Raw genomic sequence first — 10824 nt, 5'->3', positions numbered from 1 at the left:
ATGTAATAACAGAGAAGGGGAAAGCTGAAATAAAGGAATATCCGGAGTTGGTAAATTATTATTTAACTATTTTAGATGACGAGAAGGTTACATAAGGCTTGGTCTATCGGAACTCCCATTGGAGGATGAGCATAAATATAGGTTGAAAGGATGCCGTGACACGACCTGTCCATTGAAATGGACTTTTAAGTTGATGGCTTAAATTTGTTTAAAATCCTATTTTTAATTTCTCTGCAAATTGTCAAGACTGATAGGTAGAGGGCAATTAAGATAAGGAAGGAGACATATTTATGAATAAACCTTTTGAATACCCGGATATTTTCTATAACGAAGTCATCTATTTTTTAGAAATGAAATGGAACCGTCGACTAAGTGATCATGAGCGGCATGTACTTATTGAAGGCTATCGATTTGGCAGGATGGTTGAGGCAGAAAATGAGATCAGAATCCTTTCAGCTAAGTAATTTTTTGAAGGGATATATCCTATTGGCAGCAGTTGCTGCCTTTACTATTTTTATCAAATTTTAAAATGAACTTTGCAAATTGCAAGGTTTTTTCTCGTTTTAAGTATTGTATAATATAGGAAGCTTATAAATTTATAAATAAGAATGTAGGTGTTTCAGTTTTCAAGTAGTGAAGGGAGGAGCAGGTGAAGAAACATCAAAGAGATTCGCAGCTTTATAAGTTCTTAACGGATGTAAAAGTTTAATCTACATAAGGGGGAAATTGAAAGATGTCAAACTATGTAAAAATAGGTAATCTTCAAGTAGCGGATGTCCTTTACCATTTTATTAACAACAACGCACTGCCTGGAACATCCTTGGACCGTGAGCAGTTTTGGACTGATTTTGAAGCACTCTTTGATGAATTAACACCGATTAATAATCAACTTCTTGAACGAAGGGATAACATTCAACATAAAATCAATGTCTGGCACAGGATCAATAAAACCTTCCACTTTGAAAATTATCAATCATTCTTGAAAGAAATTGGTTATTTAGAACCGGAGACTGCTGATTTTCAGATTAGTACGGAAAATGTTGATGAAGAAGTAGCGGTAAAAGCTGGGCCTCAGCTCGTTGTCCCTGTTGATAATGCCCGCTATGCGTTGAATGCTGCCAATGCCCGTTGGGGAAGTCTTTATGATGCCTTATATGGAACGGATGCGATTAGTGAAGGGGGCGGTGCCCAACGAAAAGTGGCTTACAATCCAAACCGCGGAGAAAAAGTTATTGCTTTTGCAAGAGAGTTTCTAGATCAAGCCGTTCCGTTGAAACAATTTTCTCATAAGGAAGCTGTCAAATATTCTGTTGTGAATGAGAAATTAGCGGTTTTACTTCGTAGCGGCGCAACCATTGGTCTTCTGGATGAATCCAAATTTTGTGGGTATCAAGGGAATCCAGAAGAACCATCTGCCATTTTGCTGAAAAACAATGGACTCTATTTTGAAATTCAATTTGACCACAGCCATCCAATTGGAAAGACAGATTTAGCTGGAGTAAAAGATATTTTCATAGAGTCAGCCTTGACAACGATTATGGATTGCGAGGATTCTGTTGCTGCGGTGGATGCAGAGGATAAGGTTAAAGTTTACACCAATTGGCTCGGGTTAATGAAAGGTGATCTGGCGGCTGCATTTACAAAAAATAATAAGACGATTACTCGTTCGCTTCAGTCTGACCGAGAGTATATCTCCCCAACAGGTGAGGAATTTGCCTTAAAAGGCCGTTCCCTCATGTTTGTCCGCATTGTCGGGCATTTAATGAAAAGTCAGGCGATCCTTGATAAGGATGGAAACGAGGTACCAGAAGGATTAATGGATACGGTCCTTACCAGTTTAATAGCCAAACATTCTCTTTTGGCAAATGGTAAATATCAAAACTCTTCTAGGGGATCGATTTATATCGTTAAACCGAAAATGCATGGTTCCGAAGAAGCGGCTTTTGCAAACGAAACATTTAATCGCGTGGAAGATATGCTTGGACTAGAGCGGAATACCCTAAAGATTGGTGTTATGGACGAAGAGCGCCGGACGTCTTTAAACCTGAAAAATTGTATCCGTGAAGTAAAGGATCGAATCGTATTCATTAATACGGGTTTCTTAGATCGGACGGGAGATGAAATCCATACGTCGATGGAGATCGGTGCCGTGATTCGGAAAAATGATATGAAATTTTCGACATGGTTGCAAAGCTATGAAAAATCGAATGTGTTTGTCGGACTTGCAGCGGGATTAAAAGGCCGAGCCCAGATCGGCAAAGGAATGTGGGCGATGCCAGACCTGATGGCCGAAATGCTGAAGCAAAAAATCAGCCACTTGCAAGCAGGCGGCACAACAGCATGGGTTCCTTCCCCAACAGCTGCAACCCTTCATGCGCTGCATTATCATCAATTGGATGTTTCAAAGGTGCAAGAAGAATTAGCAATGGATATCCAGGATCTGAGAGATCCGATACTATCAATCCCTGCTGCCGAAAATACTAACTGGTCCGCGGAGGAAATCCAGCAGGAGCTTGATAATAATGCACAGGGTATCCTAGGTTATGTTGTTCGCTGGGTGGAAATGGGTGTTGGCTGCTCAAAGGTACCCGATATTAATCATATTGGGTTGATGGAGGACCGTGCGACCCTTCGCATTTCGAGTCAACATATTGCTAACTGGCTTCACCATGGGATTTGTTCGAAGGAACAGGTAATGGAAACCTTAGAGAGGATGGCCAAGGTGGTGGACCAGCAAAATGCAATTGATCCAGCATATCGCCCAATGGCTGTTGATTACAATCAATCTGTGGCGTTTCAAGCTGCTTGCGATCTAGTTTTTAAAGGATACGATCAGCCAAACGGCTACACGGAGCCGATTTTGCATCGCAGTCGTATTGAAGCAAAAGCCAAATGGGGAGTCAAGCATCCAAACTAATAGTAAAAGCAACTACATGCTATAGATGTAGTTGCTTTTTTATGATGAATGAAACTGTAAACTTATGGGAAAATACTTTTGATAGTAATCGATTAAGGGAGTGAAAAGTATGAGCAACACGGAACAAAAGGAAACACCTCATATTAAACCAAACGGGGTTGAAATTGCCGATACAATACTTTTGCCTGGTGATCCTTTACGGGCAAAATTTATTGCTGAAACCTATTTAGAGAACCCGGTCCAATTTAATTCAGTCCGAAATATGTTTGGATATACTGGATCCTATCAAGGGAAGAAAATATCTGTTATGGGAACAGGCATGGGGATGCCCAGTATGAGTCTCTATTCCTGGGAGCTGATTCATGTTTTTGGTGTGAATAATTTAATTCGGATCGGTACTTGTGGCGCCATCCAAGACCAAATGAATTTGTATGATATTGTTTTGGCGATGGGGGCATCGACGGATTCTCGCTATGTTCACCAATACAACCTTCCTGGAGAGTTTTCTAATATTGCTTCCTTTTCTTTGTTGGAAAAAGCAAAGAATGGAGCAGATGCAAAAAGTCTTCCTGTTCATGTCGGGAATGTACTTACCAGTGATATTTTTTACAATGCTGACCCGACTGCTATAGAAAAGTGGCGCAAAATGGGAATTCTTTGTGTAGAAATGGAAACCGCGGGCCTTTATATGAATGCCGCGTATGCAGGGGTTAATGCGTTGACCATTTTGACAGTGAGCGACCATATTATTAGGAATGAACAAACGACACCAGAGGAAAGACAAATAGCATTTACTAATATGATGGAAATTGCGTTGGGGCTTGCTTAGGTGTGCAGAATTGATATTGCCTGAATCATTGACCGAAGGTGGAAAAAAATTATCCTTTCGGTCAATGAAAGACGGTTACATTTCTATTCTTTCAGAAAAATGGGGTCAGTTTTTCGCTGCTTTAAAGCACCGAGAGGCTGGCCCCAAATGTTTTCAGCTATCTATTAATCAATGAATATTGGAGCAAGTCGTTATCAATGATCCAGCCACCAGCCTAATGGCATTTCACTAAAATTAGTATTATAATGTTCAAGAAAATGACTAATTTTGGAAAGAAGCGATTGCATGGTTGATAGCCACAAATCAAGAGCATCTAATTATAAAGTCCTAACAATTATGAAGCAAGCAATGGCAGTTAACAAAAAGCCGTTTCCGTGGCTTAAGGCCCTTTGTGCAGGTGTTGCTGCTGCTCTCCCTGTAATAATTGGCTTATTATTGGATAACTTTGAATATGGGTTGTTGGCTGGGATGGGCGGCTTTACCTACCTATATGTATTTAATATTCCATATGCCCAGCGTGCAAAAAAGCTATTTTTTGTCATCCTTGGTATGTGCTCGGTCACCATATTAGGGACACTTGCTGCTCCTTATCCGCTTGCCATCTCCATTTTAATGGGATTTATTGGAGCTGCCGCTATTTTTATTTTTGGAGCATTACGAATAGCGGGACCCTCTGCCATCTTTTTTGTGTTAGTTTTTGCGATGACAACAGGGATGCCGATTCAACCAGAACTCGCTCCGTTGCGCGCTGGACTTGTGTTTCTTGGTGGTATCTTATCATGGTTTATTGCCATGGCAGGCTGGTTCTTTAATCCCCATGGCCCGGAAACAGAGGTCGTTCAAAGAGTTTATCTGGAATTGGCTGCGTTTCTGGATTCGGTTGGTACAAAGAAATTTAATGAGTCCAGAAATCGCTTGATGTCGGTACTAAAAGAAGCAGAGGAAACACTTGCTGCGGGATATATACCTTGGCGAACCACAGACCTATTTAATCGTTTATACGTGCTAAATAATCATGCAAATAAAATCTTTTTATATGTCCTTGAAAGTTTTTCAGAAAGTCATGTTATCCTTCCACCTGAATTAGGTCAGACTGTCCGGGAAATGGCTCATTCATTGGGGAAAAAGGATAAGAGTGAAGGTGGGACCAAAAATATTCTCCAGCCTGTTGAGGTGGACGAAAAAGTGGTTCATTTATTTACAAAAGTTTATGATGCTGATGCTATTATGAATGAACCAACATCCAAAATAAACCAAACCAATCAAATCTTCAAACCATCTTATAAGACAGTTTTTATGGGAGCCTTTCATAAAGACTCGATTGTTTTTATTACGGCGATACAGCTTGGAGTTATCACAATAATTGCTGCTATTATTGCCTTTCAGTATGGATTGGTCCGCTCCTATTGGGTGCCATTATCTTGTGTAGCTGTTTTGTCAGGTTCGACGATTGTAGCCACTTATCATCGTGCGATTCAAAGAGGATTTGGCACCATACTTGGTATCTTAATAGCTAGTTTCATTCTAGCTACACACCCTGATGGCTATATAATTGCTTTTTTTATCTTCCTATTGACGTTTATTACCGAACTTTTTATTGTAAAAAATTATGGATTAGCGGCCCTATTTTTTACACCGAATGCATTACTAATGGCAGAAAGCACGAGTCAGGAAGGCCGTAGCTTTGCTTATTTTGCTTCGGCTAGATTAATCGATGTTGTGATCGGAATTTGTATAGGTATCATCGGTATATGGTTGGTTGGAAGACGGTCAGCCTCTAGTCGACTGCCGCATTTAATTACCACAACCATTCGAAGTCAGGCGCATTTTTTGTTCATCCTCTTTTCAGAACAAGGGGATGGTTTTATCGCTTCTGAGAGTAGGGAATTGAAAAAAATGCGCACGAATATTATAAATTTAATAACTCTCTATAATACAGCGGCGGGAGAGATTCCAGTTAATCAAAAGGCTGTGGAAGATTATTGGTCTGTTATTTTTGCGATTGAGCATTTAGGATTTTTATTAGAAAAATGTTCAAAAACTGAAGAGCGGGCATTTCTTTCGGATGAAAAACTGTCCAAGTTGCTCTATGTATTTGAGACGATGGCCAATGCTGCCGAGCGGCAACGTCCACCTTATTTAAAAAATGTCCCTGAAATCGAAGGTTTTTCTAGCATTAAAAATGAAATTATCCACTTGCAAAGATCATTTCAAATTGAAGTCAAGGTTTCTAAGTAACGGCACCGGATATTATTGGGAAAGGCATCGCGGATCCAATTGGCCAGATCTGGACGGCCAAAATGATGTTGGACCATTTTGGTGAAGTGGAGTTGGGAAATTTATTGCTTGATACAATTGAAAGCGTAACAAATGCAGGGATCTTAACACCAGACCTTGGAGGAAAACATACAACAGACGAAGTAACAAAAGAAATTATTAGGAGATTAGTAATCAGGTAATGGCGGTTTATTCAGCAATATTAAAAAGAAATATACGAGCCTAGCCATTTCAGGTTATCCGATATTTGTTTTGGATTAGTTGTCTCGGTTTTACGGTTCCATCCCGATTAACTAGTTAATATATTGTAATGTATTAACTAGTTAAGACAGGGGTGGAACCGATGTATTTATTCAAATCAATTTCGGGTGAAATTAAATCAGCTAAGCAAGTCTTTAAACATCAAACAAAAACAAAACGTCTGGTTTTAGCTGCTCTTTTTGCCAGCATTGCGGCAGTTCTCCAAGCTGCAGGAGGTTTTATACCTGTCCTTGGGTATTTTATCAGTCCATTTGCAACAGCCCCAATCCTTCTCTGTTCGATGCTTTCACTTCCGCTTGGAGCTATGGCCTATTTTCTTACCAACTTATTGCTAGTTATCCTCCAGCCTAGCGAATTGTTTGTCTTTCCATTTACAACTGGCTTACTAGGACTAGGCACCGGTTTCGCTTTTTCCTTTTTCAAAAAAAGATTAACGATCATCGCAGTGGGTGCGGCTTTTTTAACTTTAGGTATTTTGGTCCTTCTTAGTGTTTTCAACTTCCCCGTTTTAGGGCCCGCCGTTTCAACTTCCTTTTCCTTGTTAACCACTGGCGTAATTTTTTTATTTTCTTTCATTTATAACTGGATCTGGGTCGATATGGGAATATTCTTTTTAAAAAGGATAGGGANNCTTAACAACCGCTCGACTTTTTCTGGTCTTTTCATGATATCCTCCCTCGAATATGCCTTTCTATCATCTAATTCAGAGTGGAGTAGTCCATATGCCAGGCTGGGTGTCAATGTTCTAAGACAACGTCGATTAAAACGATATCCTCCTTATACAGGAGTGCATCTTTGAGGATGTTATCAAATTCGATTAGGTTACGTGCTCGTTTTCCAGAAATTCCGAAACTGACAGCCAATTTAACAAAATCTGGGTTTTGGAAGGTTGCACCTTGGCTCTCGCCGAATTTTTGGTTCATTTGCTCCACCTCAAGTTTTAACATCGAGTCGTTTAAAACAATGATAATGAAGGAGAGACCAAGCCGTTTGGCCGTCTCTATTTCAGCAAAATTCATTAAGGCCCCGCCATCACCGGTGATACAAATAACCGGAGCATCGGGACAAGCTAGCTTAGCCCCGATGGCTCCTGGTACGGCAATTCCCATTGAAGCGAGCCCGTTTGAGATAATTAACCGATTAGGACCTTTCGGCTGATATGTTCGCGCAATTGAAACCTTATGGGAACCGACGTCAGATATCACGATCGTTCCCTCTGAAGTATGAGCTTCAATACTGTGGAGAACATTCTCAATCGAAAAGGAGAGAGTATTGGGTTGATACGGGTCAATTTGATAAACAGTTTTTATGTTTTCCTTGAGTTTATCTGTTGAAACCCAGGATTTCGCTGGGAGGACGGATTGATTTAGGCGCTGCAAGGTTTTCTTTATATCCCCAACCAGTTCCACCTTAACAGGGTAATATTCATTGATTTCTGCAGGTAATGTATCGATATGTAGAACAGGAAGTTTCTTTTCATTCCAATCTTTTGGCAGTTTTTCAACAAAGTCAAAGCCGATGACAATCAAGAGATCAGCCTCATTTAATCCAGGTCCTACTTCATCGTTTTCCTTAAATCCGAAGGTAAAGAAATTAAGGGGGTGTTCTTTAAAAAGCACCCCTTTTGCCATAAAACTATGTGTAACGGGGGATTGAAGGGTCTCAATAAAGGGTAGAAGTTCAGAGACTCCCTCCTGCCTAATGACCCCGTTACCAACAATAATAAAGGGTTTCAGACTTTTTTTGATCAGGGTAATTGCTGCTTCGATTGCCTCGTTAACAGGAATACATTCAGGCAATGATGTCACGGGTAGTGGCTCACCTGGAATCATTTGAGTGGCAAAGTTCTCTGGTAAACTAATGGTGACGGAACCCGGTTTTTCCATTTTTGCTATCCTGAATGCTTTTCGAATGATCGCCGGGACTGTTTGTGATTCATTGATTTGTGTGCTCCATTTGGATACAGGTTCGAACATTTTTACGATATCGATGTATTGATGGGATTCTTTATGGTGACGTTCCAAACCAGCTTGGCCAATTAAGGCCACTACGGAGGAATGATCGAGCTGTGCGCTTGCAATTCCCGTCAATAAATTGGAAGCTCCAGGACCTAGGGTTGATAAACATACACCCACTTTTCTTGACAATCTTCCATAAACATCGGCCATAAATGCTGCACCTTGCTCGTGCCGAACATTTACGTACTGGATTTGGGACGAGTTTGATAGGGAATCAACGAGGTCCAATATTTCCGTGCCGACAATTCCAAACACATATTCCACGCCTTCGTTTTCTAAACAATGAACAAGTACATCCGTTACCTTCATCATGTCCTCCATATCATGTTAATTTCCTATGATTACCGATGCCTAAAATTATTAACCGTTTTGGGCATCACGTCTAGTATGGTTACCGCTGCCGACAATTTTTCACCTTTCCAGGGACCATACGTTTCCTACCCATATTCTTTCCTAAAACCGATTTAATTTTAATAAGGAAAATAAAAGCATTTTATCACTTTTTCACGGCTTATTTTAATGAACTAAGGAATAATAATAATCATTCTTTATTTAATCCCTGCTTCTAGGAGGATAGAGGAAAAATTATCCTTGGTAATATATAATTTCGCTTACATTTCACAAATTTGCCCTTAATTATTCTATTTTTAATGTTATGATATTTGTAATAGGAATATTGAACTAATTGCCGATGGTTTTGAAAATCTGATATAAAAAGGAAGTATTCGTATGAACATAAAACCTAAAAAACATCCTTTTTTTAAACGAATTGGACGAGCTTTTAAGTTGAATTTTATTAAATTGCTTCGTTCTCCTGGTGGAGCCAAAAAAGTTTCTTTAGGATTTGCGATTGGCTTTGGCCTAGAATTGATTGTCCTTTCTTCTGCTTCCCTTATTTATATCGTATTTGTACCAATGGTTCGGATTGCAAGAGGTTCCTTGCCTGCAGCTATCATCGGAAATGTGATTGGAAAGCTATCCTTTTTACCTGTTCTGCTCCTGCCATTTGCAAAAAAAATCGGTAAACTGATTTATCCCATTGACGGGAAAATCGGTCATAAGCCACCGTTTTCTTTTGAACCATTCATGCATGGCGATTTCCGTGGTGTGGTCGGTCTTCTTCATGGCGGGGTCCATGTGTTAATTGGGATGACGATCTTTGGGATCATCCTCGGGATCATCTCTTACTTCCTCGTTCATTATTTTTATGAAAAAGAAAAGACGAAAAGACTGACGAGAATTCGAGATAAACAAGCCCTTCGTAAAAATAACTTGATCATGATTGATGCGACAAATAATTAAGGTTTAAGGCGCTTAAGAATGATTGTTTCTAACAATTTCCATGGCAGTAAATTTTTTAATCTTATCATATTCTTTACACCTGCCCCGATGGGATATCTAAGGTCAGGTAATTTTGGTTGCGAGGCAATTTGTGCAGCCAATTTCGCGACCTCGATGGGATTGCCATGATGGGGTTTTCCGCCTTCAATTTCATTAAGTAAACTCTCCATATAAGAGGTGTACGGGGACTGAGGATTGACCTCCATTCCGTCCACACTTGCCCAGATGTTGGTTTGATAAGAACCGGGCTCAATTAAGGAAACATCAATCCCAAATGGTTTCAGTTCGAGACGTAAGCTTTCGCTATAGCCCTCAAGAGCATATTTGGATGCAACATAAGCAGATAAGCCTGGGAATCCTAGTCTCCCGCTTATACTGCTGATATTGATTATTCTACCTTGTTTCTTTTCCCGCATTATTGGCAGAACCGCTTGAGTGACAGCAATTACTCCGAATAGGTTTGTTTCGAATTGACTCCGATAATCATCAATTGATAATTCTTCACTAAAACCACCAAGGGCAAACCCTGCATTGTTCACTAACACGTCGACTGTGGTGTAAGCAACGAGAACGCTTCGAAATTGTTGAATCGAATCACTAGAAGTTACATCAAGCGGTTGAACATTGATGAAATCCTCGACTTTGTTTTCTTTAGCTAGAGCTAATAATCTCTCTGCTTTTGAGATATCTCTCATGGTTGCGACCACGGTAAAGCCCTTTAATGCTAATTCAATCACGGTTAACATCCCGAACCCGCTTGAAGACCCTGTAACAATTGCTGTTCTCTGCTTCATGATTTCCTCCTTAACTGCCTTTTCTTCTATTTAATCGTAAAAGGGAGAAGGTTGTATACCCAAAATGGAAAAAGACTGTCCCAAAATACGTGGGACAGTCTCTTTTTGAAATCAACCGTTATTGATTTTGTTGATTTCGGAGGGTTTGTTCAGCATAGGCAACAAGACGTTTCGTCATTTCACCGCCGACTGAACCGTTTGCTCGTGCGGTCGTATCAGCACCAAGTTGAACTCCAAACTCGTTGGCAATCTCTTCTTTCATTTGATCTAAAGCATTGTCAGCTCCAGGAACCAATAGTTTGTTTCTAGCCATGATACATCACTCCCGACGAAAGTTTTTTGTTGAGCAATGAGGAATTGCTCGTATATAATTTAACCGGTTTTGGT

Annotated in this window: 8 protein-coding genes and 1 pseudogene; 6 read left to right on the top strand and 3 right to left on the bottom strand. The window is 40.1% G+C overall.

Translation table 11 applies throughout. From position 1 onward, the window contains the following. Positions 1-290: 290 nt before the first annotated feature. The 5 genes and pseudogenes from V7137_RS13895 to V7137_RS13875 all read left to right on the top strand — a co-directional run. On the top strand, positions 291-464 hold the full coding sequence (locus V7137_RS13895) for a hypothetical protein (protein WP_335698635.1): 174 nt from the start codon (positions 291-293) through the stop codon (positions 462-464). A gap of 269 nt (positions 465-733) precedes the next feature. Next, positions 734-2917: a malate synthase G gene (locus tag V7137_RS13890; RefSeq protein WP_335698634.1), complete on the top strand. Its 2184-nt coding sequence runs from the start codon at positions 734-736 to the stop codon at positions 2915-2917. A 109-nt stretch (positions 2918-3026) separates the two neighbouring features. Then, positions 3027-3746, top strand: coding sequence for a purine-nucleoside phosphorylase (gene deoD / locus V7137_RS13885; RefSeq protein WP_335698633.1), 720 nt, complete (start codon positions 3027-3029; stop codon positions 3744-3746). Between the two features lie 285 nt (positions 3747-4031). Continuing rightward, positions 4032-5984, top strand: coding sequence for an FUSC family protein (locus V7137_RS13880; RefSeq protein ID WP_335698632.1), 1953 nt, complete (start codon positions 4032-4034; stop codon positions 5982-5984). Further along, positions 5984-6205: pseudogene (locus V7137_RS13875) on the top strand (isocitrate/isopropylmalate family dehydrogenase); the annotation flags it as partial. The gene V7137_RS13880 and the pseudogene V7137_RS13875, both read left to right, overlap by 1 nt. 816 nt (positions 6206-7021) lie before the next feature. Here V7137_RS13875 and V7137_RS13870 read toward each other — a convergent pair. After that, positions 7022-8611, bottom strand: coding sequence for an acetolactate synthase large subunit (locus tag V7137_RS13870; RefSeq protein WP_335698631.1), 1590 nt, complete (start codon positions 8609-8611; stop codon positions 7022-7024). Positions 8612-9031: 420 nt separating this feature from the next. On the opposite strand from V7137_RS13870, the gene V7137_RS13865 reads away from it, so the two are divergent. After that, positions 9032-9604: a DUF2062 domain-containing protein gene (locus tag V7137_RS13865; protein ID WP_335698630.1), complete on the top strand. Its 573-nt coding sequence runs from the start codon at positions 9032-9034 to the stop codon at positions 9602-9604. On the opposite strand, the gene V7137_RS13860 is transcribed toward V7137_RS13865, so the two are convergent. Together V7137_RS13860 and V7137_RS13855 are read right to left on the bottom strand one after the other, a co-directional pair. Continuing rightward, on the bottom strand, positions 9601-10437 hold the full coding sequence (locus V7137_RS13860) for an SDR family oxidoreductase (RefSeq protein ID WP_335698629.1): 837 nt from the start codon (positions 10435-10437) through the stop codon (positions 9601-9603). The two genes, V7137_RS13865 and V7137_RS13860, sit on opposite strands and share 4 nt — an antisense overlap. Before the next feature lie 118 nt (positions 10438-10555). Then, complete coding sequence (locus tag V7137_RS13855) at positions 10556-10750, bottom strand: alpha/beta-type small acid-soluble spore protein (protein ID WP_308105535.1); 195 nt, start codon at positions 10748-10750, stop codon at positions 10556-10558. Positions 10751-10824 lie beyond the last annotated feature (74 nt).

Origin of the sequence: Neobacillus drentensis (assembly GCF_036962765.1) — a bacterium.
GTDB lineage: Bacteria > Bacillota > Bacilli > Bacillales > Cytobacillaceae > Neobacillus > Neobacillus drentensis_C.
This window is presented reverse-complemented; position numbering and strand designations above follow the sequence as displayed.

Bases quoted from the DNA above. Each gene is read 5' to 3' on its own strand.
- V7137_RS13895 (WP_335698635.1), top strand. From the start codon at position 291: ATGAATAAACCTTTTGAATACCCGGATATTTTCTATAACGAAGTCATC.
- V7137_RS13890 (WP_335698634.1), top strand. From the start codon at position 734: ATGTCAAACTATGTAAAAATAGGTAATCTTCAAGTAGCGGATGTCCTT.
- deoD (WP_335698633.1), top strand. From the start codon at position 3,027: ATGAGCAACACGGAACAAAAGGAAACACCTCATATTAAACCAAACGGG.
- V7137_RS13880 (WP_335698632.1), top strand. From the start codon at position 4,032: ATGGTTGATAGCCACAAATCAAGAGCATCTAATTATAAAGTCCTAACA.
- V7137_RS13870 (WP_335698631.1), bottom strand. From the start codon at position 8,611: ATGAAGGTAACGGATGTACTTGTTCATTGTTTAGAAAACGAAGGCGTG.
- V7137_RS13865 (WP_335698630.1), top strand. From the start codon at position 9,032: ATGAACATAAAACCTAAAAAACATCCTTTTTTTAAACGAATTGGACGA.
- V7137_RS13860 (WP_335698629.1), bottom strand. From the start codon at position 10,437: ATGAAGCAGAGAACAGCAATTGTTACAGGGTCTTCAAGCGGGTTCGGG.
- V7137_RS13855 (WP_308105535.1), bottom strand. From the start codon at position 10,750: ATGGCTAGAAACAAACTATTGGTTCCTGGAGCTGACAATGCTTTAGAT.